The sequence below is a fragment of the Serratia sp. 2880STDY5682894 genome, from assembly GCF_001537385.1.
Classification (GTDB): domain Bacteria; phylum Pseudomonadota; class Gammaproteobacteria; order Enterobacterales; family Enterobacteriaceae; genus Serratia; species Serratia nevei.
In genome coordinates this window covers 557,169-583,136 of sequence record NZ_FCJA01000002.1, presented here as the reverse complement: position 1 = coordinate 583,136, position 25,968 = coordinate 557,169, and the positions used below count along the sequence as shown (strand labels likewise).

Here is a 25,968-nt window from a genome sequence, read left to right as displayed (position 1 = left end):
CGATGGACACCCCCTTTATTTTGCATCAGCAGCAGCACCGCGTGGTCACGCTGACGCTGCATCGCCCGGAGGCGCGCAACGCTCTGAGCACGCCGTGCCTGGAACAGCTGGTTGCTCGCCTGGAGCAGGCCGACGCCGACAGCGGCGTGGGCGCCGTAGTGATCGCCGGTGCGGTGCGCTTCTTCGCCGCTGGCGCCGATCTGCGCGAACTGCAACAGCAGGATCTGCCGGCCGCGCTGGCGGATCGCCGTCCGCAGCTGTGGCAGCGGCTGGCGCAGTTCAGCAAGCCGCTGCTGGCGGCGGTGAACGGTTATGCCCTGGGCGCCGGCTGCGAGCTGGCGCTGGCCTGCGACATCGTCATCGGCGGCGAAAGCGCCCGCTTCGGCCTGCCGGAGATCACCCTCGGCCTGATGCCGGGCGCCGGGGGCACCCAGCGTCTGATCCGCTGCGTCGGCAAGTCGCGCGCCAACCAGATGGTGCTGACCGGCGAGCCCATCGACGCCCGCACCGCGCTGCAGGCCGGCCTTATCAGCGAAGTGTGCGTCGATGCCCTGACGCTGGAACGCACGCAGCAGATTGCCGATCGCATCAGCCGTCAGGCGCCGCTGGCGCTGCGCGCCGCCAAACAGGCGCTGAAACAGGCCGAGGAAATCGGCCTTAGCCAGGGGCTGACGATGGAGCGTCAGCAGTTCGTCACCCTGGCCGCCACCGACGATCGCCGCGAAGGCATCGCCGCCTTTTTCGAAAAACGTACGCCAAACTATCAGGGGCGCTGATTTATGGATAACGCATTGATTCTCAGCCATCTCGACGCCGGCGTGTTGACGCTGACCCTTAACCGGCCGGATCGGCTCAACAGCTTTAACGACGAGATGCATCGCCAGCTGAGTGAAGCGCTGACGCAAGCCGAGCGCGACGACAGCGTGCGCTGCCTGCTGATCGCCGGCGCCGGGCGCGGTTTCTGCGCCGGGCAGGATCTCAACGATCGCAACGTCAGCGCCGATCAACAGGCGCCGGATCTCGGCCTGTCGGTCGAACGTTTCTACAACCCCCTGATCCGTCGCCTGACCGCCCTGCCGAAGCCGGTGGTGTGCGCGGTCAACGGCGTGGCGGCCGGCGCCGGCGCCGCGCTGGCCCTGGCGTGCGATATCGTCATCGCCACCGACAATGCCAGCTTCATTCAGTCGTTCTGCCGTCTTGGGCTGGTACCTGACTCCGGCGGCAGCTGGTTCCTGCCGCGGCTGGCCGGCCACGCCCGCGCGATGGGCATGGCCATGCTGGGTGACAAAATCAGCGCCCAACAGGCGCTGGCGTGGGGCATGATCTGGCAGGTGGTGCCGGCGGATGAATTGGCCGACCGCACGCAAACGCTGGCGCGCCATCTGGCCACCCAGCCGACCTACGGTCTGGGGCTGATCAAGAAAGCCCTCTACAGCTCGGCCACCAACAGCCTCGATCAGCAGCTCGATCTGGAGCGCGATCTGCAGCGCCTGGGCGGCCGCAGCGACGACTATCGCGAAGGCGTCAGCGCGTTCTTTGCCAAACGCACGCCAAACTTCAGCGGGAAATAGCCATGAACGCGCCCCTTCTTAACGGCCAGGTGGCGGTGATCGGCGCCGGCACCATGGGTATCGGCATAGCCCAGGTGGCCGCCGCCGCCGGCCACCCGGTGCGGCTGTTCGATATCGCGCCCGCCGCCGCCCAGCGCGCGATCGACGATCTCGCTCGCCGCCTGCGCCAGCGGGTCGACGACGGCAAGGCCGACGCCGCGCCCACCGAAGCCCTGCTGGCGCGCCTCGAATGCGCCGACTCGCTCGAGCAGCTGGCCGACTGCACGCTGGTGATTGAAGCGGTGGCGGAAAATTTGGCGATCAAACAGGGCCTGTTCCGCGATCTGGAGGCGCTCTGCGCACCCACGACGCTGTTCGCCAGCAATACCTCTTCGCTGTCGATCACCGCCATCGCCGGGGCACTGCAACACCCGGCCCGCATGGCCGGGCTGCACTTCTTCAACCCGGCGCCGCTGATGAAGCTGGTGGAGATCGTCAGCGGCCTGGAGACCGGCGCCGAGACCCTCGCCGCGCTGCAGGCCCTGGCACAGCGCTGGGGTAAGCAGAGCGTCGTGTGCCGCTCGACGCCGGGATTTATCGTCAACCGCGTGGCGCGGCCGTTCTATGCCGAAACCCTGCGCGCGCTGGAGGAACAGGTGGCCGACGCCGCCACGCTGGATACGGTATTGCGCGACGCCGGCGGCTTCGCCATGGGCCCGCTGCAATTGACCGATCTGATCGGCCAGGACGTCAATTACGCCGTGACCGAATCGGTGTATCAGGCCTTCTATCAGGATCCGCGCTTCACGCCCTCACTGGTGCAGCAGGAGTTGGTGGCCGCCGGGCACCTCGGCCGTAAATCCGGCCGCGGTTTCTACCGCTACGACGCCCCGCGATCCGCCGCCGCGATCGCCTTTGCGCCACCGGCGCAGGCCGCACTGCCGCAACGCGTTACGCTGCACGGCGACTGGTCTTCGCTGGCCGATTTGGCGCAGCTGTTAAGCGAAAATGCGGGGGCGATCAAACAACCTGGCCAGACCAGCCCACACGTCACGATCGACGACGTTACACTGATGTTAACCAATGGTAAAACCGCCGGCCAACTGGCCGACGAACGTGGAACGCCCGTGGTGCTGTTCGATCTCTGTGCCGACTATGCGCACGCCTCCGCCATCGCCATCAGCTGCGCGGCGCAAAACGATGCGCAACACAATGCCAAAGCGATTCGCCTGCTGCAGTCCCTCGGCAAGCAGGTCATTCCGTTGCCGGATTACCCCGGCCTGCTGACGATGCGCACCCTGGCCATGCTGGCCAACGAAGCGCTCGACGTGGTGAACAAAGGCGTCGCAAACGCCGAAGATACCGATCTGGCGATGCTGCGCGGCGTCAACTATCCGCGCGGGCCGCTTGCCTGGGGCGCCGCGCTCGGCTGGCGCCACATTCTGGCGACGCTGGAAAACCTGCAACGCTATTACGGCGAAGCGCGCTATCGCCCGATGCCGCTGCTGCGCCGCTACGCTTCCCCCGCCTCTTTCCCAGGAGCCGAACGATGAACGCCAATACGCCGCGCGCGCTGGCTCAGCGCTGCGCCGAACAGATGTTCCAACAAGATACCTGCGCTCAGGCGATGGGGATGCACATCGATGCCGTCGACGCCGGGTACGCTCAGGTCAGCATGACCGTCGGCCCGCAGATGCTCAACGGCCACCAGACCTGCCACGGCGGCCAGCTGTTCAGCCTGGCGGACACCGCCTTCGCCTACGCCTGCAACAGCCAGGGGCTGGCGGCGGTGGCCTCCGGCTGCAGCATCGACTTCGTCCGCCCGGCGCTGGCCGGCGATCGCCTCACCGCCAGCGCGGAGATGCGCCATCAGGGCAAAGCCACCGGGCTGTATGACGTCGAAATCGTTAACCAACGGGGCAAAACCGTCGCCTGGTTCCGCGGCCGCGCACACCGCCTCGGCCACAGCATTTTAGGAGATCAGGCATGAATCAGGCATTTATCTGCGACGGCGTGCGTACCCCGATCGGCCGCTATGGCGGCGCGCTGGCCCAGGTGCGCGCCGACGACCTCGCCGCCCTGCCGCTGCGCGTGCTGTTGGAACGCCATCCGCAGGTCGATTGGGCGCAGCTGGACGACGTGATCCTCGGCTGCGCCAACCAGGCCGGGGAAGACAACCGCAACCTGGCACGCATGGCGCTGCTGCTGGCCGGCGTGCCGGTCGGCGTGTCCGGCACCACGGTGAACCGCCTGTGCGGTTCGGGCCTGGATGCGCTGGCGATGGCGGCGCGCAGCATCAAGGCCGGTGACGCCGGGCTGCTGCTGGCGGGCGGCGCGGAATCGATGACCCGCGCGCCGCTGGTGATGGGCAAGGCCGACAGCGCCTTCAGCCGCCAGGCGCAGCTGTACGATACCACCCTCGGCTGGCGCTTCGTCAATCCGCGGATGCAGGCCGAGTTTGGCACCGATTCGATGCCGGAGACCGCCGAAAACGTCGCGGCGCAGTTCAACATCAGCCGTGCCGATCAGGACGCCTTTGCGCTGCGCAGCCAGCAGCGCGCCGCCCGGGCGCAGGCGCTGGGCCACCTTGCGCAGGAGATAGCCCCGGTCAGCCTCACCGGCAAAAAAGGCGCGGTGACGCTGTTCAGCCAGGATGAACACCCGCGCCCCGACACCACCTTTGATCAGCTGCAGGCGCTGAAAACCCCGTTCCGTCAGCCCGGCAGCGTCACCGCCGGCAACGCCTCGGGCCTGAACGACGGTGCGGCGGCCCTGATCGTCGCCTCCGAAGCGATGGCGGCGCGCCAGGGGCTGACGCCGCGCGCGCGCATCGTTGCCACCGCCACCTGCGGCGTGGAGCCGCGGCTGATGGGCATCGGCCCGCTGCCGGCCACCCGCAAGGTGCTGGAAATCGCCGGGCTGAGCCTGGCGCAGATGGACGTTATCGAACTGAACGAAGCGTTCGCCGCCCAGGCGTTGGCGGTGATGCGCCAGCTTGGCCTGCCGGACGATGCCCCGCAGGTCAACCCCAACGGCGGCGCGATCGCCCTGGGGCATCCGCTGGGCATGAGCGGCGCGCGCCTGGCGCTGGCCGCCCTGTTTGAACTGGAACGGCGAGCCGGCCGCTACGCGCTTTGCACCATGTGCATCGGCGTCGGCCAAGGCATCGCCATGATCATTGAGCGTGTCTGACCCCTGAGGCTAACCATGACAATAAATCCACAGCCCCTCGAAACGATCGAATTCGCCTCGCGCGATGAGATTGAAGCGTTGCAGCTGACGCGTCTGAAGTGGACGCTGCACCACGCCTACGACAATGTGCCGATGTACAAACGCAAATTTGACCAGGCCGGCGTGCACCCCGACGATCTCAAACAGCTGAGCGATCTGGCGCGCTTCCCCTACACCACCAAGCAGGATCTGCGCGACAACTACCCGTTCGACACCTTCGCGGTGCCGATGGAACAGGTGGTGCGCATCCACGCCTCCTCGGGCACCACCGGCCGCCCGACGGTGGTGGGTTACACCCAACGCGACATCGATAACTGGGCCGATATCGTCGCCCGCTGTCTGCGCGCCGGCGGCGCCACCGCCAAAGACAAGGTGCACGTCGCCTACGGTTACGGCCTGTTCACCGGCGGCCTGGGCGCACACTACGGCGCAGAGCGGCTCGGCGCGACGGTGATCCCGATGTCCGGCGGCCAGACGGAACGCCAGGCGCAGCTGATCCTCGATTTCAAACCCGACATCATCATGGTGACGCCGTCCTATTGCCTGACGCTGATCGACGAGCTGGAGCGCAAGATGGGCGGCGACGCGCGCGGCTGCTCGCTGCGGCTCGGCGTGTTCGGTGCTGAACCCTGGACCGAAGCCCTGCGCCACGAGATCGAAACCCGCATGGGCATCAAGGCGTTGGATATTTACGGCCTGTCGGAAGTGATGGGGCCGGGCGTGGCGATGGAGTGTCTGGAGAGCGGCGGCGGCCCTACCATTTGGGAAGACCACTTCCTGCCGGAGATCATCTGCCCGGAAACCGGCATTGCTCTGCCGGACGGCGAACACGGCGAACTGGTGTTCACCACCCTGACCAAAGAGGCGCTGCCGGTGATCCGCTACCGCACCCGCGATCTCACCCGGCTGCTGCCGGGCGACGCGCGCCAGATGCGCCGCATGGGCAAGATCACCGGCCGCTCCGACGACATGCTGATCATCCGCGGCGTCAACGTCTTCCCGTCGCAGGTGGAAGAGCAGATCATGCAGTTCGAGCAGCTGTCGCCGCACTACCAGCTGCAGGTCAGCCGCAGCGGGCACCTGGACACGCTGGCGGTGCGCGTCGAGCTCAAGGAGTCGGCGCTCAGCCTCAGCCACCAGCAGCGTTGCGACATCTGCCACCAGCTGCGCCACCACATCAAATCGATCGTGGGCGTCAGCACCGACGTCAGCATCGCCAACTGCGGCGATATTCCGCGCTCGGAAGGCAAAGCGCAGCGCGTGGTCGATTTGCGGCCGCGCTGAGACGCACGGCGTCACGGATGACGCCGCCCCAAATTAGGCGTAATGTTATGGCTCATCGAAGGCTAACCCATGGAAAAATATGGAACATAAACTGGATGAGTTCATTCGCCATGCCGTCGACGCGCAGCCGATCAGCGGCACCTCGCTGATCATTTCGCTGTACGGCGACGCGCTCAGCCACCGCGGCGGCGAAGTGTGGCTCGGCAGCCTGAGCGCGCTGCTGGAGGCCTTTGGCTTCGGCGATCGCTTCGTGCGCACCTCGGTGTTCCGCCTGCAGAAAGAGGGTTGGCTGGCGGTGGAGAAAATAGGCCGCCGCAGCTTCTACCGCGTGACCGAGCAGGGGATGCGCCAGTTCCGCCACGCCGAATCGAAAATCTATCTGCGCGAGCAGCCCGCCTGGGACGGCAAGTGGGAGCTGTTGCTGCTGGAAAGCGCCGAAAAAAACGAGCGCGCGCGGCTGAAAAAAGAGCTGGGCTGGCTCGGGTTCGGGCAAATCGCCAGCAACCTGATGGCCGCCCCCACCCATGCGCAAACCGACGTGACGGCGCTGCTCGGCGAGCTGAACGCCAGCGAGCAGGTGATTTACTTCCGCGCCGATTATCCCTATAACCGCTCCGAGCAAACCCTGCAGAACTTGGTGGCCGACTGCTGGTCGCTAAACGAAGTGGCGGCCGGCTATCACGAGTTTATCGTCTCCTTCCGGCCGCTGATGGCGCTGCTGCGCGAAGTCGATCCGTCGGCGCTGACGCCGCTGCGCTGTTTCCAGATTAAGCTATTATTGATTCACTTCTTCCGTCGCGTGGTGTTGAAAGATCCGCTGCTGCCGGACGCGCTGCTGCCCGCGCAGTGGGAGGGCCAGATCGCCCGCAACCTGTGCATCAATCTTTATCAGCAGGTCGATCGCGCCGCGACGGAGTATGTCAGCGCGCTGGCGGAAACCACCATCGGCGCCCTGCCCGCGCCGGCCGCCGGCTACTATCGGCGCTTCGGCGGCCTGCCGCGCGACCCTACATTTTAAGGAACTCACGCTATGCCTGTGTATCAGATTGACGGCCTGACGCCGGTCGTCGACCCCAGCAGTTACGTGCACCCGACGGCGGTGCTGATCGGCGACGTGATCGTCGGCAAGCACGTGTACATCGGCCCGAATGCCAGCCTGCGCGGCGATTTTGGCCGCCTGGTGATCTGTGACGGCGCCAACATTCAGGATAACTGCGTGATGCACGGCTTCCCGCAGCAGGACACGGTGGTGGAAGAAGATGGCCATATCGGCCACGGCGCCATCCTGCACGGCTGCCGCATTCGCCGCAATGCGATGGTGGGCATGAACGCGGTGGTGATGGACGGCGCGGAGATCGGCGAGAACACCATCATCGGCGCGATGGCGTTCGTCAAAGCCGCGGCGGTGATCGAAGCCAACAAGCTGGTGGTCGGCAGCCCGGCACGCGTGCTGCGCGATCTGACCGAACAGGAGCTGGCCTGGAAGATCGCCGGCACCCGCGAGTATCAGGATCTGGTACAGCGCTGCAAATCCTCGCTGCACGAAGTGGCGCCGCTGACCGAAATCGAACCGGGCCGCCAACGCCTGAGCTTCGGCGACCACCTGATCCCGAAAAGCCAGCTGTAATCCCCGGGGCTGAGGCACGCCTCAGCCCCTTCCCTTATTACTCCACCTCCGGCGCCTTGAACGGCGACGGCACGGCCGCGCGGCGGCTCTGGACGTGATAAGCCACCACCAGCAGCAAGGTGAACGGAATACCGAACCACAGCGTCATGCGGAAAAATTCGGTAAACGCCGTCGAGATCATCAGCGCCGCCATCAGCCCGGCGCCCAGCAAGGTGGTATAGGGGAACCCCCACATGCGGAACTTCAGGTGGGTCTGCCGGTGCCGGCGGCGGAAGAACAGGTGGGTGACGAAAATCATCAGCCAGGTAAAGCAGGCGCCATACACCGAAATAGACATCATGGCGGCGAACGACGTTTCCGGTGCCACCAGGCTCAGCACGATAGACACCACGATGCCGATGCACGACATCGCCAGCGCATTGACCGGAATGCCGCGCCGGCTGACGCGCCCCAACGCCGCCGGTGCCTGCCCGGCGCGCGACAGCGAGAACATCATGCGGGTGGTGATATACAGCTGGCTGTTCATCGCCGACAGCGCCGCCACCAGCACGATAAAGTTGAAAATACCGGCGGCGGCGGGCAGATGGATCACGTTCATCGCCATCAGGAACGGGCTTTCGCCGGTGCCGGACTGCCGCCAGGGTACGATGGCCAGCATCAGGGCGATCGACAGCATGTAGAAGATGAACAGCCGCACGATGGTGCCCTTGAACGCCGCCTTCACCGCAATCACCGGATTTTTCGCCTCGCCGGCGGCCACCGCGATCATTTCAATGCTCAGATAGCTGAAAATGGACACGATCACCGCGAACCACATGCCCTTGACGCCAAACGGCATGAAGCCGCCGGCGGTCAGGTTGCGCAGGCCGTAGGCCGGGTTGCCCGAGAACGCCAGAATGCCGATGCCGATCAGAATGAACGCCACGATCGCCGTCACTTTGACGGTGGACAGCGCGTATTCCACCTGGCCGAACGACTTCACGCCGATCACATTGATGACGATCACCGCCGCCGAGAACAGCAGCACCCACGGCCAGGTCGGCGTCGCCGGGAACCAGAACTGCATGTACATGCCGATGGCGGTAACTTCGGTGCCCACCGCCAGCACCACGCAAGACCAGTAGGAATAACGCACCAGAAAACCGAACAGCGGGCCAAGATAGAATTCGGCGTAGTCGCCGAACGAGCCGGGCGTCGGGTGTTCGGAGGTCATTTCCGCCAGGCTGCCCATCAACAGCAGCGCAATAACGCCGCCGATCAGGTAGCTCAGCAATACCGACGGCCCCGCCATCTGAATGGCGTAGGCGCTGCCGAGAAACAGCCCGGTGCCGATGGCGCCGCCGATCGCCAGCATCGACATCTGCCCGGCGGTAAGATGCTTGTTCAACCCGTCCTGACGGCGGGCGATATGCTCAAAATCATTCATCTGTGGCATGGCTGTGTTCCCGAGCGAAGTTAGGCGGTACGGGTGACGTCGAGAATGGCGGCGGTCACGTAGTCGATATTGCCGGGGTTGAGCCCCGGCAGGCACATGCGGCCGGGCGAAACCAGATAGATGGCATAGCGCTGCCGCAGGGTCTGCAGCTGCGCTTCGTTCAGGCCGGTATAGCTGAACATGCCGCGCTGATCGCGTATGCGCCGGTGATCCAGCGAAGAACCTCCCCGCGCCAGGCCGGCGGCCAGCTGCTCACGCATCTGCTTGATGCGCACGCGCATTTCCGCCAGCTCATTGCGCCAAAGCTCACCGAGTTCGGCGTCGCCGAGCAGGGTTTCCACGATCTGGCTACCGTGCGTCGGCGGGCAGGAGTAGCTGCGGCGGATCAGCGTTTTTAACGCGCCTTTGACGTTAGCGGCGTTTTCCGCATCGGCGCAGCGCACCGACAGCGCGCCCAGCCGCTGGCCGTACAGCGCCACGTTTTTGGAAAACGAGTTGCAGACCAAAAACGGCAGATCGGTTTTCAGCGCTTCGCGCAACGCCAAGCAGTCCTCCTCCAGCCCGTCGCCGAAGCCCTGATAGGCGATATCGAACAGCGGCAGCAGGTGACGCCGCTGCAGCACGGCGAGCGTGGCGCGCCACTGCTCCGCCGTCAGATCGGTGCCGGTCGGGTTATGGCAGCAAGGATGCAACAGGACTACGCTGCCGGGCGGCAGGCTGTCCAGCGCGTCGAGCATGGCGGCGAAACGCAGGCCGCCCGCCGCTTCGTCAAAGTAGGGATAGGTATTCACCCGCAGCCCGGCGCCTTCAAATATCGCCCAGTGATTGGCCCAGGTGGGATCGGACACCCAAATGTCACCGCGCGCCAGAAAGTGGCGCAAAAAATCCGCCGCCAGCTTTAGCGCACCGGAGCCGCCGACGGTCTGCACCGTGGCGATCTCGGCCGCCTGTTGCTCGCCGAACAGCAGCGCCTGCACCTGGCGAGCGAACTGCGGCGAACCTTCGATCGGCGGATAACCGTGCGGGCGACGCAGCGCCAGCAACCGCTGCTCGGCGGCCTCCACCGCCTGCATCAGCGGAATATTCCCCTGCCGGTCGTAATAGAGTCCAATGCCTAAATTCACTTTTTTCGGATTGGGGTCCTGCAAATAGGCTTCCATCAGCGACATAATAGGATCGGCTGCAGAAGGTGCAATCTGTTTAAACATGACGCATCCTTAACTCGTTATTGAATTAATATGAAGACAGACTTAATAAAAATTAAATCAGGCGATGGCGCTGACGGTGATTTCTATTTTCATTCCCGGCACCACCAGTTTTTCGACAATAACCGTGGAACGATTGGGATAAGGATAATTAAAGTATTTACGGTAAATATCATCGAGCAATTTAACGTCGTTGACGTCGGTAAGATAAACGATCACCTGCAGTACCTTATCGCTGTGGCTGCCCGCCGCCTTCAACGTCTGCGCCAGGTTATCGAAGGTTAACGCAATCTGTTGCTCCGGCGCGCCGGTCTCGATGCTGCCGTCCGCCCGCACCGGGCCATGGGCGGTAAACAGCATGCCGCCGCCCCGGGTGGCCCAGGAAAAAGGCTGGCCGATGTCCGGCAGCCCGGTCTCTACGATCTCGCGCATATCAGTGGTTCCCGTGGTGGTCAAGTTGGCGAAGCAGCGCGCCGTCGGCGGCGAACAACGCATCCAGAATGGTGAAATGATTGGCGCCGGGCACCGCGACCAGTTCGGCCGGCAACCCGCGTTGGCGCAGCGCCGCGTGATAGTGTTGCGACTGACCGATCAGCTCCGGCAGCTCAGCCGCGCCGTAATACAGCGTGAGCGGCTTACTGCGCGTCGGCGGGTGGCGCGCCGGGCTTAGCGTTTCAATCTGCCGCGCGGTCAGCTGCAGCGCCCGATTGACATAGCTCTCTTGCAGCGGCGCCAGTTCGAACAGGCCGCTGATGGGAAAGACCGCCTCCACCAACGCATGCTGCTGCCAAAACGCCGCCAGATGCCCGCCGGCGGAATGGCCGCACAGATGCACCGGATGGGCATAGTGCGGCGGCAGACGGCGCCGAATAGCATCAAGCGCCGCCCCCACCTGGCGACAAATAGCGTCAAGATTAACCGCCGGCGCCAGCGCATATTCCACCAGCACCACGTCAAAACCCAACGCCAACGGCCCGGCAGCGATAAAGGCGAAATCCGCCTTATCGCAGAATTGCCAATAGCCGCCGTGAATAAAAATTAACGTCCCCTGGTGCTGCTTTGCAGAATAGAGCCAATCCATCGTCTCGCGTTCGCTTTCGCCATACGCAATATTCTTTTCATGTTTCGTCTGATGATAAATAGCCGCACTGCGGGTCTGAAATGAAGCCAAAATAGCGTCTTCATTATCCACCGCAGCGCCGTTGTCATAGCTCCCCGCAAGTTGTTTCATATATTAAACTTCGTTTATTATTTAAAATATGAATTAACTATTAGCACCGGCAACATTATTGTCAAGATGGGTCTATCAGCAATGCGCGCCCGGTAAAATAAAACAACACCGGCGGCGAAAAAGTTTAACCCATGAAACTTTTTGCGCTTATTTTCCCCGCCCGTCCGGCTGAATTTGCGGCAATGCGCTTAGCCGCTCAAACGCATAATCCCAAAAGGCACGCACCTTCAGCGGCATGCGCTGCGCCTGCTGCGCCACCAGCTGCACCGGCATCGGCAACGGTTCATGGTCCGCCAGCAGCCGCACCAGCGTACCGGCGGCCACATCGTCCGCCACCTGATACGAGAGCAGGCGGGCGATGCCTTTGCCGGCGCGCACCGCCAGCAGTTGCGCTTCCACATCGTTGAGCAACAGTCGGGGGGCCAAGCGCACCCGCTCGCCGTTTTCCTGCGGGCCGAAGCGCCATTCACGCAGCGACGGCCGCTGAGTGCCGACGATGGTGGCATGCTCCGCCAGCTGCGCCGGTGAGCGCGGCTCGCCGCAGCGCGCCAGGTAAGCCGGGCTGGCGACCGTCACCCGGCTGACCTGCCCCAGCCGCCGTGCCACGCGCGAAGAGTCCTGCAGATGGCCGATGCGCACCGCGATATCCAGCCCTTCGTCAATCAGATCGAGATTGCGATCGTTCAACACCATTTCGATCTGCATCTGCGGGTAGTCATCGAGAAACGCCATCACCACCGGCGCCACGTAGCGGCGGCCGAACTGCACCGGCGAAGTGACGCGCAGCAAGCCACTCAGCTGCGCTTCGGCGGTATCCTGCACCACCGCCTGATAATCCTGCAGCAGCTGTTGCGCGCGCTCCAGCAACCGCACGCCCGCCTCGGTGGGCGCCAGCCGCCGGGTGGTACGTTCCACCAGCCGGGTGCCGAACCGCTGTTCCAGCGCGGCGATCGCCCGGGTGATCGCCGGCGCCGAACGCCGTAGTTTGCGCCCGGCGGCCGCCAGGCTGCCCTGCTGCACCACCGCCACGAAGATGGCCAACTCGTCTAACCGATCCATAGACTCTTCCGATAAGTGAAATTATCAATTTCCACATTGCCGGATTCCGCTCATTCACCGCAAGAGTATGCTGAAAAAAAAGCACTGAGGAGAAACGCCATGTCCACCATCACCCTCTACGGCACCCCGCTTTCCGGCCACGTTCACCGCGTGGCGTTGCTGCTGCGCATGCTGGCGCTGCCTTATGAATGGGTAGAAGCCTCGGCGGAGGTGCGGCAGAGCGCGGCCTTTCGCCGGCTCAACCCGTTTGGCCAGATCCCGATCTTGCAGGACGGCGATCTGACGCTGGCCGACAGCAACGCCATTCTGGTTTATCTGGCGAAACGCTATGCGCCGGACAGCCACTGGCTGCCGGAACAGCCGGCGGCGGCGGCGCGGGTGCAGGCCTGGCTTTCCAAAGCCGCCGGCGAAGTCCGCTACGGCCCGGCCTCCTGCCGATTGATCGCCCAGTTCGCGGTGCCGGAGGATTATCAGGCGGCGCGGGCAATCAGCGATCGTTTTCTGCCGCAGATGGAACAGCACCTGAGCGAGCGCGGCTATCTGGCCAGTGAACAGGCGACCATCGCCGATCTGGCCTGCTACAGCTATGTGGCGGTCGCGGCCGAAGGCGGCATTTCGCTGGCGCCTTACCCCGCCATACGGCGCTGGGTGGCGAGCATCGCGGCGCTTCCCGGCTTCTTCGCCATGCCGGCCCTGCCGGCACCGGCGGCGAGCTGACGCCATGATCCCGCAACGGTTCCACCCCGATGAGCTGCGCGCGCAGACGCTGGCCGGTTTCGATCGCGTAGGCGGTGGCATCTACCCCGCGATGCCGGATCAGCACCGCGCGTTTTTCGCCGCACTGCCCTACCTGTTCGTCGCCACGCTGGACGACCAGGGCTGGCCCATCGCCACCCTGTTCAGCGGCCCGCCCGGATTTTTACGCACGCCGGACGACACGCACCTGCGCATCAGCGCGCCGCGCCGCAGCGACGATCCCGCCCAGGCGCTGTTGCTGCCCGGCAAACCGGTCGGCGCGCTCGGGCTCGACTTCAGCAACCGGCGGCGCAACCGCGCCAACGGCACCGTCGGCCGCACCGATAAAAACCGGGTGGAGATCGTCGTTCACCAAAGCTTCGGCAACTGCCCGCAGTACATTCAGCGCCGCGAACTCTACCCGGTGGAGAGCCGGCCACAGCCGGTTGAGCATTTAGCGACGCTCGATGCGGCGGCGCAGGCGCTGATCCGCACCGCAGACACCAGCTTCGTCGCCAGCGGTGCGCACCTGGAACTGACGCAGGGCGGCGTCGATATTTCCCATCGCGGCGGGCGCCCCGGCTTTATCCATCTGGAAGGCGACACGCTGTGGATGCCGGACTTTCGCGGCAACCGCTATATGAATACGTTGGGCAACCTGCTGGCCGAACCGCGGGCGGCGCTGCTGTTCATCGATTTCGATCGCGGCGACGTGCTGCACCTGCAAGGAAAAACGCAGATCCTCTGGCAGGCGCAAGGGGATCCCGGCGTTGAAGGGGCGGAACGCTATTGGCGGTTTGACGTTCACCGCGCCTGGCGTTTTGCGGCGGCGCTGCCGTGGCGGGGACGCGATCTGGAGTATTCACCGGCGACGCTGGCGACCGGAGTGTGGCACCGCTGAAATGAAAAGCCCCGCTGCGGCGGGGCTGAATCGGGAAATTACAGGCTGTGTTCGGCCGCCGCTGCGGCCTGATAAAGCTGACGAAAATAACTCAACCGCGCAAAGAACAGGCGGCTTTGCTGTTCCGACATATTGCCGGCCACCTGCCCGGCGTCAATCTGCCGCCCTTGCCATTCCATCAGGGCGATACTCGACGCCAAAAAATCCATTTCGCTGCCGTAGGCCGCGAGATGTCTGTCCACTGATTTCATCATTCGCACACTCCTTTTAATCACATCGAAAAGGGTCATATGCCTGCTCTTTCAGTATCGGCCCGGCGGCGGATATTTTTTGTACAGAAGGTGCGCATGAAGAAAACGCTCATCTTGTCGCCATGCTGGCAAACGGCGACGGCAAAGTTTGCTAGGGTAAAGGGTAGCCGTATGGGATAGACCATTCTGTTGAACTCAGCAAAGGAAGAGACCAATGAGCACCAGCATCAGCGCTACCCTCAAGGACCCCACGCTGTTCCGCGAGGCCAATTACATCGACGGGCAATGGTTGCCGGCCAAAGCAGGCCACGCGATCGCCATCCATAACCCCGCCAACGGCGAGCTGGTTGGCCATGTGCCGGCCTTCGGTGCCGAAGAAACCGCGCGCGCCATCGCCGCCGCCAAGAAGGCGCTGCCCGCCTGGCGTGCGCTGACCGCCAAAGAACGCGCCGGCAAACTGCGGCGGCTGTTTGAGCTGATGATGGAAAATCAGGAGGATCTGGCGCGCATCATGACGGCGGAACAGGGCAAACCGCTGGCCGAAAGCCGCGGTGAGATCGCCTATGCCGCCTCCTTTATCGAATGGTTCGCCGAGGAAGGCAAGCGGGTCTACGGCGACACCATTCCGCAGCCCCAGGCGGGCCGCCGCATCATCGTGCAGAAAGAGCCGATCGGCGTGTTCGCCGCCATCACTCCGTGGAACTTCCCGGCGGCGATGATTACCCGCAAAGCCGGCCCCGGCTGGGCGGCGGGCTGTACCGGGGTGATCCGTCCTGCCAGCCAGACCCCGTTCTCGGCGCTGGCGATCGCCGTGCTGGCGGAGCGCGCCGGGCTGCCCGCTGGGGTGTGCAACGTGATCACCGGCCCCAGTAAAGGCATCGGCGGCGAGCTCACCGCCAACCCGGACGTGCGTAAACTCTCCTTCACCGGCAGCACCGAAGTCGGCGCGCAGCTGCTGGCCCAGTGTGCGCCCACCATCAAGAAAACCAGTATGGAGCTGGGCGGCAACGCGCCGTTTATCGTGTTCGACGACGCCGATCTGGACGCCGCCGTGGCCGGCGCGGTCGCCTCGAAATACCGCAACGCCGGCCAGACCTGCGTCTGCACCAACCGTTTTCTGGTGCAGGACGGCGTGTACGACGCCTTCGCCGCCAAACTGAAAGCCGCCGTCGCCAAGCTGAAAGTCGGCAACGGCCTGGATGACGGCGTCACCATCGGCCCCTTGATTAACCCGGACGCGGTGGAGAAAGTGCGCGAGCATATCGCCGACGCCGTCGAGCACGGTGCCTCGGTGCTGCTGGGCGGCAAGCCTGACGCGCTGGGCGGCAATTTCTTCACCCCGACCATCCTGACCGACGTACCGCGCACGGCGAAAATCTTCCGCGAGGAAACGTTCGGCCCGGTGGCGCCCCTGATCCGCTTCAACCAGGAAGCGGAAGCCATCGAACTGGCCAACGACACGCCGTTCGGCCTGGCCGCTTACTTCTACAGCCGCGACATCGGCCGGGTGATGCGCGTGGCCGAAGCGCTGGAGTACGGCATCGTCGGCATCAACGAAGGGCTGATTTCCACCGAGGTGGCGCCGTTCGGCGGCATGAAGCACTCCGGTTTGGGCCGCGAAGGCTCAAAATACGGCATCGAGGACTATCTCGAGATCAAATACCTGTGCCTTGGCGGTTTGGGCGCTTGATGCGATCGGCCTCCGCGTCTGCGGGGGCCCTGTCTGGCGGATCCGGAAAGCCTTTGCTACCTTTAGGCCTCTCGTTCGAACGGTTAAAAGGAATTTCCAGTATGCAACCTCTCGTGATACAGCTGCCCGGCTTTTACGTCGCCGGCCAAACGGTCAGAACCACCAATCAGGACGAAACCCGGCCCGAGACGGCAAAAATCCCGGCGCTGTGGTCAGACTTTTTCGCCACCTCGCCCGCCACGCCGGTCTATGGGGTCTACTCCAACTACGCCTCCGACGCCGGCGGGCCGTTTGACGTCACCGCCGGCAGCGCGGCAGAGAGCGGTTTGCACATCCAACCCGGCCGCTATCTGGTGTTCCAGGCCCGTGGCGCCATGCCGGAGGCGGTTATCGCAGGCTGGCAAGCCATCTGGGCCTACTTCGAGCAACACCCGGAAATCGAACGCCGCTTCCTGACCGACTTCGAAGCCTATACCGGCCCCGAGGCGGTCGATATCCATATCGGCTGCCGCTAACGTAACAGTGAGATCGACGATGATCACCTTCTCCCCTGCCATTCCGATCCTGCGCATTTTTGCGGTCGACAAGGCCAAAGAGTTTTATCTGGACTTTCTCGGCTTCACGCTGGAGTGGGAGCACCGTTTCAGCGAAGATCTGCCGCTGTACATGCAGGTGACCCGCGCCGGATTGACGCTGCACCTGAGCGAACACTATGGCGACAGCACGCCCGGCGCCGCTATTTTCATCCCGGTGCACGATATCGACGCGCTGCACCGGGAGCTCACGGCCAAAAACTACCGCTTTGCCCGGCCGGGGCTGGAGGTTGTCGACTGGGGCAAAGAGCTAAACCTGACCGATCCGTTCGGCAACCGCCTGCGGTTTTGCGAGCAGAGTGGATCAGAATGAATGTGATAACGTTCATGAGTCCATTTTACCGATCTACCGGATGAGAATACTATTTTCAATCTCGTAAAATTGAAAAGCGCTCATCACATTCATTTAGTCAAAAATATTCACCGCTGTGCTTAAAAAAAGTTACTTTCGGCAGGAAATGGGCTTTGCTATAAATTCCCCATCCGATGTAAGCACCTCGTTATAACAACATCGTGATCTCCCTTAAACATTGCCGGAGTGCACTATGAAAAGTCACATTTTAATATCCACAATAGTCCTTCTAACGTCCGTTTCCGCATTTTCCAAAGATCAAAAGACGGCTTCTGCTAAAGTAGAGCAGCTGGTGGAAAGTACGTCAGCCTGGGATGGCACACCCTACAAAAGTTACCCATCCGGCCAACCTGATCTAAGAGTCATCAGAATGACGATTCCTGCCAACACGGCGCTTCCCTGGCATACACACCCCTATCCAAACGCAGGTTATGTTTTAAAAGGCCAGCTTACTATCGAAGACAGAGACTCTGGTAAAAAACAAACGTTTAAAACCGGTGAGGCCTTTCCTGAAACGGTCGGAGGCGTACATCGTGGTATCAGTGGGAATACCGAGACAGTGCTGATATTGACTTATTCTGCAGTTAAGGGTGTTCCGACGTTTACATCAGAGCCAGGCGAAGTGGATGAGTATTGATAACTGAAACTGAGCCGTATGCTTTTTCAATTTAGATATCCAATGCCACTTTGGATTAAATACCCTGTTAGTTAAAATATCTTGTATGGACAGCCCCAGCTTTAGAAGGGCTGTCCCGCCAAACACCCCCCTCACTCACCGATATAATGGCATTAAGAATAAGGTCTAGCAGAACGCACCTGATACAAAGTCAGAGACCAGTATTGATGCGTCATCACTCTTTCTCCATACAAAAAATAAATCATTCCTTTCAAGCTCAGGAATCTCCATGGCCTGTATTTTACTCTGAGTTGGAAAGCACTTTTCTAAAATACTTTCCGGTACCAAAGAGAACCCCAAACCGGCACTTACGCAGGCGGTGATAACATCATACGACTCCATCTCCAATATCATATTAGGTTTGATTTTTTTACTCGAAAGTAGGTATTCAATCAGGTGTCGATAGCTACAGCTTTTTCTAAATGTATAAAGATCCAGTGTTTCCAGAAAGCCAAGATCGATGGTTGCCGGCAAGGACGGGGGCACAATCAACATTAATCGCTCCCTAAACGCCAACGTGCTGGAAAGCAACGGATGCTCTATGGGACCATCGGTAATGATGAGATCGAGTGCCCCTTCGAGTAACTCTCGCTCCAGATTAAGAGAGTTATCAGACCTGATATGCAATTCTATATTGGGGTATTTCATTCGATGATTGACAATGTATGAAGGCATGTGAGAGGACAGCACCCCCTCCAGAGCGCCGACAAGAAAAACACCGTTCGCTGCAGTATTTCTATTGAATAAATGTTCAATATTGACAGCACGCAACAATAAGTCTTTAGCACTGCGGTAAAGTATGCGCCCCTGTGGCGTTATCAATAATCGGTTCTTTTCTCGATTGAATAGCTTCGCCCCCAACTGCTCTTCAAGCTGTTTCAACCGAATAGTGATATTGGACGGAACACAATTCAGCTTCTTGGCCGCAGCGGCAATGGTTCCATTTTCGACAATTGCACAGAATAAGCTTAACTGATGTAACTTCATTTTATCGCTTGATTCCTTTCTTCTTACTATAAAACAGACTAATAATCTGCATTTAAAATAAAACCCTCAGAAGACCAGCCGCCTCTAATCGATAAAAAACCAGACAACGCTATTGTTGCAAGGCAGCAAGGCGTTCGCGAGTCGCCATATCATTAGGAAAATAGACGACCAGGCGCAATAAAGGATTTTGGTTAAGCGTAAAGGTCTCGTAAGAAGTTTCAAGCCGTGTGCCATCCGGATAAACCAACGGCCGATACCCGTTGGTTTTTTCCAGGACGCGATGCTGATTCCAGAGCAGGCGAAACAGATCGCTTCGTTCATAAAGCTCCGCATGCAGTTCAAAAAGATACGTGTCCTGCGGGAAAAGAGCTATCGCAAAACGCAACATAGCCGCCGTATCTTCAGCCTTCTCACGCCAGGTGGCGTAGCGGTTCTTTGCCTCATCATCCAGAAAAACCACTCGCGCCAGATTCAATTCATGTACACTTTCATCTGTGCCGGTAATCAGCTTTCTGGCCAAAAAATTCGGACTTATGATGTCAAGCCGTACATCCAGAAAATAGGCAGGCGTCAACACAAAGGACTCAATATAAAACTGCAGCGTTGCTGCGTCAGAATATATTTCCGCAGAGGAAAGAGGCCGCTCTCGGTTAAACAACAAGTACAAATATTGCCGTTCCGACGCGTCTAACCTGAGTACATCAGCCAGAACGGACAGCGTCTGCAACGAAGGGTTGCTCACTCGCCCCTGCTCCAACTTGGTATAATATTCTACGCTCAACCCCGCCTGCTCGGCCAACTCCTCTCTACGTAATCCTTTGACCCGTCTATTCTTTCCATCATCCAAAATGCCAAAATCAGTGGGTTTCAAGCGACATCTTCGGCTGTAAAAAAAACTGCGAATCTGCTCGATCAACATATTCATACAACATCCTGTTTCGTTGGGTCCGACGTTATCAGGGGGCGTAAAATAACGTTATTCATTATTAATTAATAACACCTCATGACCTCTCCCGCCATTTTTATTTTCTGTCATATCGCCGAAGCAGAACGCCCGCCCTCGCTTGGAAACAATTATAACAAACTGGTACTGTCAGAGACTGTTTGGACAACGAGTAAAACGGTAAAGTTATGTCACCCACTGATTTAACAAGAACACATTTATACCCCTCGGAGATGATCATGTATCAATTTAATCATTACACGGCCAAAGAGCTGGCGCTAGCCTATTTAGCGGGAATCAATCATAAACTGACTCCGGATGAGTTTATATTGGAAGTGAAACGGCAAGAGCAATGTTTCAGCAAAATATTAAACAAACAACATCAATCAGATGTTGTTATAACCTGCTGATAAACATAACCATACCATTCATCTCTTCATACTTGTAACAAGGTGGCTCTGCCAGAGACTGGTTGGGCGCAATTTTGCGTTGCTATTATCCCCATGGCCCTCATGTTTGAAGGAAATCTGTATGTCTACGTTAAATAAACGAATCCTTTTCATTACCTATAACATCGGTGTGGAAAAAGATGAACTGCTTATCCCATTACTTCGCCTTGCCGCTAAAGGTGCAGAGGTTGTGCACGCGGCGGCGGAAAGCTTACGCGTGCAGACTTTTGTCAACGATACCGATAAAGACGAAATTGTTAATGCCGATCGACTGCTCAGCGATGAAATTAAAACCGCTGATTTCGATGCATTAGTCATCCCGGGCGGGACGGTCAACGCCGATAATATTCGTATCGACACGCACGCCATCAGGTTGGTCAACGAATTCATCACCGCCGGCAAACCCGTAGCGGCGGTTTGCCATGCCCCCTGGCTGCTGGTCGAAGCCGACCGCCTGGCGGGCAAAAAACTGACGTCCTACCATACGATGAAGAAAGACCTGACCAATGCCGGCGCCCGCTGGAGCGACGCTCCCGTGGTCCGTTCGGACGAAAATGGCTGGGTATTGATCACCTCAAGAAACCCAGGGGACCTGGAACCTTTCTCCCTGGCAATCGCAAAAGAATTAGGCTTATAAGGAACACAATGATGAATGAAGCATTCAAAGCGCAACATGCCGGTTCCGAACCCGGTTTTCTTACCAGAAACAACGTGGGTGAATTTAAAACCCAGGACTGGGATGAGAATGCTCGTCTGCAAGTCACTGATTATGTTGTTGAACGCATCACCTTTGATAGCCAAGGGGTGGAAATTGTCGGCAATCTCTTTTCACCGGCAAAATCAGCTTACCGCACCCCCGCAATCGCCGTGATGGGGCCGATCAGTTACGTGAAGGAACAGGCACCGTTGCAATACGCCAGCCGCTTGGTCAAACACGGTTTTACCGTACTGACCTTTGATCCTCGCGGTTTTGGCGAATCGTCAGGCGAACCGCGCGGCTATGACTGGGGCGCCAACAAAACCGAAGATTTGAACGCAGCGGTCGCTTATCTTTCGCAGTTGGACAGTGTGGATGAAGAAAGCATTTACGCGCTAGGGCTGTGCCAAGGCGTTAACTGGACCATTGATGCGGTCAATTCCAATCCGTTAATCCGCGCCACTGCCCTGATCGCAGGGCAGTATTTGGTGCCGGCAACCTGGATGCTTTATCTTCAGTCGCAAGAGGCGATCGACAATCGCGTTGGCATGGCGCTTAAAGCCCGTGAACGCTTTGAGCAAGCCGGTGAAATAGAATACATCCCGGTGGTCAGCACTGAAGATAAATCGGCTTATCTGACTGCGGAAGCCATATACAATTTCTACGCTCCCTGGGCGCAGCATGACGTCTTGGCCAACCACCGTGGCCGCTGGGAGAATAAAATGACTCGCATGAGCGAAGCGGGGATCTGGGCACGAGACAGCAGTAAAGCGATCGCCGATCTGCAAAAACCCGTGCTAATGATCCACAGTGAACGCGCCGCGAGCGGAGAACAAATCCCGCGACAGCTGTTTGACAGCATTGGCAGCAGCAATAAACAGCTGGTCTGGTTTGGCGGCAGAAACCAACTCCAGTTCTATCAGGATCCGCTCACCGTTGATGCAGCAGTACCGCACGTCGCCAATTTCTTTAACAAGTTTTAATTCCACATCAGGCGTTCGCCGTTATCGAGCGGACGCCCCCACGAGCAGGATTTCACCATGTCCCACCCACGCAAAACAAACCAGGAAACGCTGGCGCCGCTGGCCACCCTTTATCAGGAAACCAAAAGATTACAGCGTAAACGCGGCAACTGGTCATACGTATTCGAAGACGCTGTCGGACTCTACGACACCGTTAGCAATCTGTGCCCCACCAGGATACTGGAGTTAGGCACGGCCATCGGCTTTACCTCATGCGTTATGGCGCTCGCAGCTCCTCAGGCAGCGATCGACACTATAGATAGAGATGACGTGAACGTTGAACTTGCCCGACACAATACCGCCTGGCTTAGCCTTTCATCGCGGATAACTGTGCACCACGGCGATTTCAACACCGTCATCGATACGTTAGACACAGAATACGATTTTGCCTTCTTCGACGGTTTTGCACCGGAAATCACGTTGCTCAAGAAGATACATCATCGTCTCGCATCGCAGGGCGTTCTGGCCTGTTCCAATTTATCTCTCTGCAACGATGCCAAAGTCATGGCGTTTTTGACTTCTGCCGAAATCTGGCGCGAACTGCCGCCTATCGAGCAAGCCAACACGCGCATCTTCAGAAAACGCTCCGGATGAAGATCACACGCGGAAATTGCCTGTAGCAGAACTCGCCCGGACAAAATCATCCGCCTCGTCTAGCTAAACGCCGCGGCGTTCTATTCGCATCATTCCCTATTTCCCCCACTGACACTCTTGCCAGAGCGGCATCGTTGAATTCACTGACAAGGATAATTTCATGCAAAAAGTTATTATTCATAAAATGCTGGAGTGGCTCGAATCCAGCCTGCAGAGTGACCTGACGCTGAATGCTGTTTCTCAGCGCAGTGGTTATTCCAAATGGCACCTGCAGCGAGAGTTCAAGAAAGTCACCGGCAAAGATTTAGGGCATTACATTCGCGTTCGCCGACTGTCAAAAGCCGCACTGGCGCTGCGCTTAACCCGTAACTCTATCTATAATATCGCCAAGCGATACGGATTCGACAGTCAGCAAGCTTTCACTCGTGCTTTCACGCGGCAGTTCGGCCTCTCCCCCAGCCGTTACCGCCAGCACGAAAAATGGGACATGAGCACGCTGCATCCCCCATTGCAAATCGACAGCGGCATAGTGCCGCAAACTGAATTTATGTACCTTACCCACCGGCGCCTAAGCGACCTGGCCAGGCGTTATTCCTCGATTCCATGGCGCGTTCATCCTCCGGCACTCGACGCACCTCATATACGGATGATGTTGTCATGCTTCTGCAGCGAAAAATCCGCTGTAACACCGGGAAGATATGCCGTGTTCCGTTACGCCGGGCCCCACAATAAGCTACTCGATTTCGTCCTCTCGCTGTATGACTCAATTCTGCCCCTCAACAGGTTAAGTCGCAGGGAAGGTTCAGATCTCAAACTGGTTTATGCTGAACAGGCGACAACGAGCGATCCCGGCACTTTTCGCTGCGATTATCTGATCCCGATCATCAGGCTGGGGTAAATCATCGCCGCAACATCGATTGAGTCTCGCCATCGGGCTATTGCCGGTACTCCGCCTCGCTGACCGCCTCCAGCCAGGTCACCGGGCTGCCGTCCACCGCTTCGGCGATGGCGATATGGGTCATGGCGGTGTCCGGCGTCGCGCCGTGCCAGTGTTTGACGCCTGCCGGGATCCAGACGATATCGCCGGGGTGCATTTCCTGCGTGGTCTCGCCCCACATTTGGATCCACCCGCGCCCCTGGGTGACGACCAGCGTCTGGCCGAGCGGATGGGTATGCCAGGCCGTGCGGGCGCCGGGTTCAAAGGTGACGGTCGCGCCGCCCACCCTGGCCGGCGCGTCACCGGCGAACGGCGCGTCGATGCGTACCTGCCCGGTAAAATATTCTGCCGAACCGCGCTGTGATGGGATCGAACCGCTGCGTTGTATTTTCATCTGTCGTGTCCTCCGCGCCGGCTCTCACCGCCGGTGCTGATCGTCATGAGTCAGTGATGCCAAGATAGCGCCATGCTTTTCCGGCGACTAGCGGGTAAAATGCGCAAGGAGCTATGAGCTCAATTCATAAATCTACGCGCGACAGTGCGCTCACCTTCCTCTTCGGTGCCGGTATGTTGAAAGAAAACTTTAACGATCTGATCGCTTTCCTGATGGTGGCCAGGGAGCGCAGCTTCACCAAAGCGGCGGCGCAGCTTGGGGTTTCCCAATCGGCGCTCAGCCACGCCATTCGTGGGCTGGAAGAGCGCCTGGCGCTGCGCTTGCTCACGCGCACCACCCGCAGCGTCGCCCCCACCGAAGCCGGTGAGCGGCTGCTCAACAGCATTGGCCCGCGCTTGGCGGAGATTGAAAGCGAGCTGAACGCGCTGGGTGAAATGCGCGATCGGCCCGCCGGCAACATCCGCATCACCGCCGGCGAACACGCGGTGGATGCGGTGCTGTGGCCGGTGCTGCGCACTTTTCTCGTCGATTACCCGGATATCAACGTGGAAATCACCGTCGACAACAGCCTGACCGACATCGTCGCCGGGCGTTTCGACGCCGGCATCCGGCTGGGAGAACAGGTGGCGAAGGACATGGTCGCGGTGCGCATCGGGCCGGACATGCGCATGGTGCCCGTCGCCTCCCCTGACTATTTCTCCCGTTACGGCCTCCCTGCCACGCCGCAAGCGCTGCAAAACCATCGCTGCATCAATATGCGGCTCCCCACCCTCGGCGGGCTGTATGCCTGGGAATTTGCCCGCGATGGCCGGGAGATTAAAGTGCGGGTGGAGGGGCAACTGACCTTCAACAGCCTGCGCCAGCGGATCGACGCCGCGCAGCTCGGCCTCGGCATCGCCTTCGTGCCGGAAGATACCGTCGCCGAGCCGCTGGCCGACGGCCGGCTGCAGATGGCGCTGGACGACTGGTGCCCACCGTTTCCCGGCTATTACCTCTATTATCCGAGCCGCAGGCAGCACACCACCGCCTTTGCGCTGCTGATTGAGGCGCTGCGGCGCGGGGCTTAACGCCCGACGTTTTTCTGCAGATGCGCCGGGTAGCGATCGCCGATCACGTCGATCGCGCAGAGCGCGCGCTCAATCTCGCCCAGCTCGTCCGCCGCCAACGCGACCGCCGCCGACGCGAGGTTTTCTTCCAGCCGGTGACGCTTGGTGGTTCCCGGGATCGGCACGATCCACGGCTGCTGCGCCAGCAGCCAGGCCAGAGCGATCTGCGCCGGCGTCACGCCCTTGCGCTGCGCTATCTGCCCCAGCACATCCACCAGCGCCTGATTGGCCCGGCGCGCCTCGGCGCTGAAGCGCGGCACCACGTTGCGAAAATCGCCGCTGTCGAAAGTGGTGTTCTCGGTAATGGCGCCGGTGAGAAAGCCCTTGCCGAGCGGGCTGAACGGCACCAGACCGATGCCCAGCTCTGCCAGCGTCGGCAAGATTTCACGCTCAGGCTCGCGCCACCACAGCGAATATTCGCTTTGCAGCGCCGTGACCGGCTGCACCGCGTGAGCTCGCCGAATGGTTTGTGCACCGGCTTCCGACAGGCCGAAATACTTTACTTTCCCTTCGCGGATCAGTTGCTGCACCGTACCGGCCACCTCCTCGATAGGCACCTCGGGATCGACGCGGTGCTGATACAGCAAATCGATCGTCTCTATCCGCAGGCGCTTCAGCGAACCCTCCACCGCCCGGCGAATATGCTCCGGACGGCTGTTCAACACCTGTTGCCCCGCCGGCTGCGGCAGATCGAAACCGAATTTGGTGGCGATGACGACCCGATCGCGCACCGGCGCCAGCGCTTCGCCCAGCAGCTCCTCGTTCGTGAACGGACCATAAATCTCGGCGGTATCGAAGAGCGTCACCCCCTCGTCAACCGCGGCGCGGATCAGTTCGATCGCCTGCCGTTTGTCGGTGGCCGGGCCGTAGCCAAAACTCAGCCCCATACAGCCCAACCCCAACGCCGATACTTCCAGCCCTTCTCGCCCCAACTTGCGTGTTTGCATCTTCACTCTCCCGCTGATTGATACCGGCCCCGCCTGGCGCGGAGCCGCTCCGGTGTGATGACTGTAAAACGC

The 25,968-nt window shown here is 60.3% G+C and carries 30 protein-coding genes; 20 read left to right on the top strand and 10 right to left on the bottom strand.

From position 1 onward, the window contains the following. Positions 1 to 2 precede the first annotated feature (2 nt). The 8 genes from paaF (at position 3) to paaY (ending at position 7,692) form a co-directional block, all read left to right on the top strand. Entirely contained in the window at positions 3 to 776 is a 774-nt protein-coding gene (gene paaF, locus AWX27_RS07450) for a 2,3-dehydroadipyl-CoA hydratase PaaF (RefSeq protein WP_060420580.1), read from the top strand. 3 nt (positions 777 to 779) lie between these two features. Then, positions 780 to 1,571, top strand: a complete 792-nt coding sequence (paaG, locus tag AWX27_RS07445) for a 2-(1,2-epoxy-1,2-dihydrophenyl)acetyl-CoA isomerase PaaG (protein WP_060420577.1) — start codon at positions 780 to 782, stop codon at positions 1,569 to 1,571. A 2-nt stretch (positions 1,572 to 1,573) separates the two neighbouring features. Continuing rightward, a complete protein-coding gene (locus AWX27_RS07440) occupies positions 1,574 to 3,103 on the top strand; it encodes a 3-hydroxyacyl-CoA dehydrogenase (protein WP_060420574.1) in 1,530 nt (509 codons plus the stop codon). Then, on the top strand, positions 3,100 to 3,540 hold the full coding sequence (paaI, locus tag AWX27_RS07435) for a hydroxyphenylacetyl-CoA thioesterase PaaI (protein WP_047730362.1): 441 nt from the start codon (positions 3,100 to 3,102) through the stop codon (positions 3,538 to 3,540). Before AWX27_RS07440 ends, paaI begins: the two co-directional genes overlap by 4 nt. Next, on the top strand, positions 3,537 to 4,742 hold the full coding sequence (gene pcaF / locus AWX27_RS07430; RefSeq protein WP_038872173.1) for a 3-oxoadipyl-CoA thiolase: 1,206 nt from the start codon (positions 3,537 to 3,539) through the stop codon (positions 4,740 to 4,742). Before paaI ends, pcaF begins: the two co-directional genes overlap by 4 nt. A 15-nt stretch (positions 4,743 to 4,757) precedes the next feature. Then, positions 4,758 to 6,065: a phenylacetate--CoA ligase PaaK gene (gene paaK / locus AWX27_RS07425; protein ID WP_049201370.1), complete on the top strand. Its 1,308-nt coding sequence runs from the start codon at positions 4,758 to 4,760 to the stop codon at positions 6,063 to 6,065. A 79-nt stretch (positions 6,066 to 6,144) separates the two neighbouring features. After that, entirely contained in the window at positions 6,145 to 7,083 is a 939-nt protein-coding gene (gene paaX, locus AWX27_RS07420) for a phenylacetic acid degradation operon negative regulatory protein PaaX (RefSeq protein ID WP_060420571.1), read from the top strand. 12 nt (positions 7,084 to 7,095) lie between these two features. Continuing rightward, positions 7,096 to 7,692 carry a phenylacetic acid degradation protein PaaY gene (gene paaY / locus AWX27_RS07415; RefSeq protein WP_060420568.1) on the top strand — a complete coding sequence of 199 codons (597 nt, stop codon included), beginning with the start codon at positions 7,096 to 7,098 and terminating at the stop codon, positions 7,690 to 7,692. 37 nt (positions 7,693 to 7,729) lie between these two features. Here the strand turns inward: paaY and AWX27_RS07410 are convergent, their stop codons facing one another. The 5 genes from AWX27_RS07410 to AWX27_RS07390 form a co-directional block, all read right to left on the bottom strand. Beyond that, positions 7,730 to 9,127, bottom strand: coding sequence for an amino acid permease (locus tag AWX27_RS07410; protein WP_060420565.1), 1,398 nt, complete (start codon positions 9,125 to 9,127; stop codon positions 7,730 to 7,732). 20 nt (positions 9,128 to 9,147) lie between these two features. Then, entirely contained in the window at positions 9,148 to 10,335 is a 1,188-nt protein-coding gene (locus tag AWX27_RS07405; protein ID WP_060420563.1) for an amino acid aminotransferase, read from the bottom strand. Positions 10,336 to 10,392: 57 nt separating this feature from the next. Next, positions 10,393 to 10,764 carry a RidA family protein gene (locus AWX27_RS07400; RefSeq protein ID WP_060420560.1) on the bottom strand — a complete coding sequence of 124 codons (372 nt, stop codon included), beginning with the start codon at positions 10,762 to 10,764 and terminating at the stop codon, positions 10,393 to 10,395. Position 10,765: 1 nt separating this feature from the next. Further along, on the bottom strand, positions 10,766 to 11,563 hold the full coding sequence (locus tag AWX27_RS07395) for an alpha/beta hydrolase (RefSeq protein WP_060420557.1): 798 nt from the start codon (positions 11,561 to 11,563) through the stop codon (positions 10,766 to 10,768). Between the two features lie 147 nt (positions 11,564 to 11,710). After that, complete coding sequence (locus AWX27_RS07390) at positions 11,711 to 12,622, bottom strand: LysR family transcriptional regulator (protein ID WP_047730355.1); 912 nt, start codon at positions 12,620 to 12,622, stop codon at positions 11,711 to 11,713. Positions 12,623 to 12,721: 99 nt separating this feature from the next. Between AWX27_RS07390 and AWX27_RS07385 the strand changes: the two genes are divergently transcribed. Continuing rightward, the gene (locus AWX27_RS07385; protein ID WP_060420555.1) at positions 12,722 to 13,339 is read left to right on the top strand and encodes a glutathione S-transferase family protein; all 618 of its coding nucleotides are present in this window, start codon (positions 12,722 to 12,724) and stop codon (positions 13,337 to 13,339) included. A gap of 4 nt (positions 13,340 to 13,343) precedes the next feature. Beyond that, on the top strand, positions 13,344 to 14,258 hold the full coding sequence (locus AWX27_RS07380; RefSeq protein ID WP_060420551.1) for a pyridoxamine 5'-phosphate oxidase family protein: 915 nt from the start codon (positions 13,344 to 13,346) through the stop codon (positions 14,256 to 14,258). A 38-nt stretch (positions 14,259 to 14,296) separates the two neighbouring features. Here AWX27_RS07380 and AWX27_RS07375 read toward each other — a convergent pair whose 3' ends face one another. Continuing rightward, complete coding sequence (locus tag AWX27_RS07375; protein ID WP_049201387.1) at positions 14,297 to 14,512, bottom strand: glycogen synthesis protein; 216 nt, start codon at positions 14,510 to 14,512, stop codon at positions 14,297 to 14,299. A 211-nt stretch (positions 14,513 to 14,723) separates the two neighbouring features. On the opposite strand from AWX27_RS07375, the gene gabD reads away from it, so the two are divergent. The 4 genes from gabD (at position 14,724) to AWX27_RS24430 (ending at position 17,781) form a co-directional block, all read left to right on the top strand. Beyond that, positions 14,724 to 16,199, top strand: a complete 1,476-nt coding sequence (gene gabD / locus AWX27_RS07370; protein ID WP_060420548.1) for an NADP-dependent succinate-semialdehyde dehydrogenase — start codon at positions 14,724 to 14,726, stop codon at positions 16,197 to 16,199. A gap of 101 nt (positions 16,200 to 16,300) precedes the next feature. Then, complete coding sequence (locus AWX27_RS07365; protein ID WP_041035758.1) at positions 16,301 to 16,714, top strand: GyrI-like domain-containing protein; 414 nt, start codon at positions 16,301 to 16,303, stop codon at positions 16,712 to 16,714. Between the two features lie 22 nt (positions 16,715 to 16,736). Continuing rightward, a complete protein-coding gene (locus AWX27_RS07360) occupies positions 16,737 to 17,105 on the top strand; it encodes a glyoxalase superfamily protein (protein WP_195892957.1) in 369 nt (122 codons plus the stop codon). Positions 17,106 to 17,337: 232 nt separating this feature from the next. Next, a complete protein-coding gene (locus AWX27_RS24430) occupies positions 17,338 to 17,781 on the top strand; it encodes a cupin domain-containing protein (protein ID WP_072265419.1) in 444 nt (147 codons plus the stop codon). Positions 17,782 to 17,946: 165 nt separating this feature from the next. Here AWX27_RS24430 and AWX27_RS07355 read toward each other — a convergent pair whose 3' ends face one another. Then, entirely contained in the window at positions 17,947 to 18,807 is an 861-nt protein-coding gene (locus AWX27_RS07355) for a LysR family transcriptional regulator (RefSeq protein WP_060420542.1), read from the bottom strand. Positions 18,808 to 18,916: 109 nt separating this feature from the next. Continuing rightward, entirely contained in the window at positions 18,917 to 19,732 is an 816-nt protein-coding gene (locus AWX27_RS07350; RefSeq protein ID WP_060420539.1) for a helix-turn-helix domain-containing protein, read from the bottom strand. 257 nt (positions 19,733 to 19,989) lie between these two features. Between AWX27_RS07350 and AWX27_RS25285 the strand changes: the two genes are divergently transcribed. The 5 genes from AWX27_RS25285 to AWX27_RS07330 all read left to right on the top strand — a co-directional run bounded on the left by AWX27_RS25285 (position 19,990) and on the right by AWX27_RS07330 (position 23,410). Continuing rightward, positions 19,990 to 20,160 (top strand): hypothetical protein, encoded by a 171-nt coding sequence (locus tag AWX27_RS25285; protein ID WP_171523659.1) that lies wholly within the window; start codon positions 19,990 to 19,992, stop codon positions 20,158 to 20,160. 121 nt (positions 20,161 to 20,281) lie between these two features. Further along, a complete protein-coding gene (locus AWX27_RS07345; protein ID WP_060420536.1) occupies positions 20,282 to 20,836 on the top strand; it encodes a DJ-1/PfpI/YhbO family deglycase/protease in 555 nt (184 codons plus the stop codon). A gap of 8 nt (positions 20,837 to 20,844) precedes the next feature. Beyond that, entirely contained in the window at positions 20,845 to 21,879 is a 1,035-nt protein-coding gene (locus tag AWX27_RS07340; protein WP_080432903.1) for an alpha/beta hydrolase, read from the top strand. Between the two features lie 57 nt (positions 21,880 to 21,936). Then, positions 21,937 to 22,512 (top strand): O-methyltransferase, encoded by a 576-nt coding sequence (locus tag AWX27_RS07335; protein WP_060420530.1) that lies wholly within the window; start codon positions 21,937 to 21,939, stop codon positions 22,510 to 22,512. A gap of 160 nt (positions 22,513 to 22,672) precedes the next feature. Next, positions 22,673 to 23,410, top strand: a complete 738-nt coding sequence (locus tag AWX27_RS07330; protein WP_060420527.1) for a helix-turn-helix domain-containing protein — start codon at positions 22,673 to 22,675, stop codon at positions 23,408 to 23,410. A gap of 37 nt (positions 23,411 to 23,447) precedes the next feature. On the opposite strand, the gene AWX27_RS07325 is transcribed toward AWX27_RS07330, so the two are convergent. Further along, positions 23,448 to 23,843, bottom strand: a complete 396-nt coding sequence (locus AWX27_RS07325) for a (R)-mandelonitrile lyase (protein ID WP_060420524.1) — start codon at positions 23,841 to 23,843, stop codon at positions 23,448 to 23,450. Between the two features lie 173 nt (positions 23,844 to 24,016). Between AWX27_RS07325 and AWX27_RS07320 the strand changes: the two genes are divergently transcribed. Continuing rightward, positions 24,017 to 24,910: a LysR family transcriptional regulator gene (locus tag AWX27_RS07320; protein ID WP_060420891.1), complete on the top strand. Its 894-nt coding sequence runs from the start codon at positions 24,017 to 24,019 to the stop codon at positions 24,908 to 24,910. Here AWX27_RS07320 and AWX27_RS07315 read toward each other — a convergent pair. After that, a complete protein-coding gene (locus tag AWX27_RS07315) occupies positions 24,907 to 25,896 on the bottom strand; it encodes an aldo/keto reductase (RefSeq protein WP_060420518.1) in 990 nt (329 codons plus the stop codon). The two genes, AWX27_RS07320 and AWX27_RS07315, sit on opposite strands and share 4 nt — an antisense overlap. Positions 25,897 to 25,968 lie beyond the last annotated feature (72 nt).

Bases quoted from the DNA above. Each gene is read 5' to 3' on its own strand.
- paaF (WP_060420580.1), top strand. From the start codon at position 3: ATGGACACCCCCTTTATTTTGCATCAGCAGCAGCACCGCGTGGTCACG.
- paaG (WP_060420577.1), top strand. From the start codon at position 780: ATGGATAACGCATTGATTCTCAGCCATCTCGACGCCGGCGTGTTGACG.
- AWX27_RS07440 (WP_060420574.1), top strand. From the start codon at position 1,574: ATGAACGCGCCCCTTCTTAACGGCCAGGTGGCGGTGATCGGCGCCGGC.
- paaI (WP_047730362.1), top strand. From the start codon at position 3,100: ATGAACGCCAATACGCCGCGCGCGCTGGCTCAGCGCTGCGCCGAACAG.
- pcaF (WP_038872173.1), top strand. From the start codon at position 3,537: ATGAATCAGGCATTTATCTGCGACGGCGTGCGTACCCCGATCGGCCGC.
- paaK (WP_049201370.1), top strand. From the start codon at position 4,758: ATGACAATAAATCCACAGCCCCTCGAAACGATCGAATTCGCCTCGCGC.
- paaX (WP_060420571.1), top strand. From the start codon at position 6,145: ATGGAACATAAACTGGATGAGTTCATTCGCCATGCCGTCGACGCGCAG.
- paaY (WP_060420568.1), top strand. From the start codon at position 7,096: ATGCCTGTGTATCAGATTGACGGCCTGACGCCGGTCGTCGACCCCAGC.
- AWX27_RS07410 (WP_060420565.1), bottom strand. From the start codon at position 9,127: ATGCCACAGATGAATGATTTTGAGCATATCGCCCGCCGTCAGGACGGG.
- AWX27_RS07405 (WP_060420563.1), bottom strand. From the start codon at position 10,335: ATGTTTAAACAGATTGCACCTTCTGCAGCCGATCCTATTATGTCGCTG.
- AWX27_RS07400 (WP_060420560.1), bottom strand. From the start codon at position 10,764: ATGCGCGAGATCGTAGAGACCGGGCTGCCGGACATCGGCCAGCCTTTT.
- AWX27_RS07395 (WP_060420557.1), bottom strand. From the start codon at position 11,563: ATGAAACAACTTGCGGGGAGCTATGACAACGGCGCTGCGGTGGATAAT.
- AWX27_RS07390 (WP_047730355.1), bottom strand. From the start codon at position 12,622: ATGGATCGGTTAGACGAGTTGGCCATCTTCGTGGCGGTGGTGCAGCAG.
- AWX27_RS07385 (WP_060420555.1), top strand. From the start codon at position 12,722: ATGTCCACCATCACCCTCTACGGCACCCCGCTTTCCGGCCACGTTCAC.
- AWX27_RS07380 (WP_060420551.1), top strand. From the start codon at position 13,344: ATGATCCCGCAACGGTTCCACCCCGATGAGCTGCGCGCGCAGACGCTG.
- AWX27_RS07375 (WP_049201387.1), bottom strand. From the start codon at position 14,512: ATGATGAAATCAGTGGACAGACATCTCGCGGCCTACGGCAGCGAAATG.
- gabD (WP_060420548.1), top strand. From the start codon at position 14,724: ATGAGCACCAGCATCAGCGCTACCCTCAAGGACCCCACGCTGTTCCGC.
- AWX27_RS07365 (WP_041035758.1), top strand. From the start codon at position 16,301: ATGCAACCTCTCGTGATACAGCTGCCCGGCTTTTACGTCGCCGGCCAA.
- AWX27_RS24430 (WP_072265419.1), top strand. From the start codon at position 17,338: ATGAAAAGTCACATTTTAATATCCACAATAGTCCTTCTAACGTCCGTT.
- AWX27_RS07355 (WP_060420542.1), bottom strand. From the start codon at position 18,807: ATGAAGTTACATCAGTTAAGCTTATTCTGTGCAATTGTCGAAAATGGA.
- AWX27_RS07350 (WP_060420539.1), bottom strand. From the start codon at position 19,732: ATGAATATGTTGATCGAGCAGATTCGCAGTTTTTTTTACAGCCGAAGA.
- AWX27_RS25285 (WP_171523659.1), top strand. From the start codon at position 19,990: ATGTATCAATTTAATCATTACACGGCCAAAGAGCTGGCGCTAGCCTAT.
- AWX27_RS07345 (WP_060420536.1), top strand. From the start codon at position 20,282: ATGTCTACGTTAAATAAACGAATCCTTTTCATTACCTATAACATCGGT.
- AWX27_RS07340 (WP_080432903.1), top strand. From the start codon at position 20,845: ATGATGAATGAAGCATTCAAAGCGCAACATGCCGGTTCCGAACCCGGT.
- AWX27_RS07335 (WP_060420530.1), top strand. From the start codon at position 21,937: ATGTCCCACCCACGCAAAACAAACCAGGAAACGCTGGCGCCGCTGGCC.
- AWX27_RS07330 (WP_060420527.1), top strand. From the start codon at position 22,673: ATGCAAAAAGTTATTATTCATAAAATGCTGGAGTGGCTCGAATCCAGC.
- AWX27_RS07325 (WP_060420524.1), bottom strand. From the start codon at position 23,843: ATGAAAATACAACGCAGCGGTTCGATCCCATCACAGCGCGGTTCGGCA.
- AWX27_RS07320 (WP_060420891.1), top strand. From the start codon at position 24,017: ATGTTGAAAGAAAACTTTAACGATCTGATCGCTTTCCTGATGGTGGCC.
- AWX27_RS07315 (WP_060420518.1), bottom strand. From the start codon at position 25,896: ATGCAAACACGCAAGTTGGGGCGAGAAGGGCTGGAAGTATCGGCGTTG.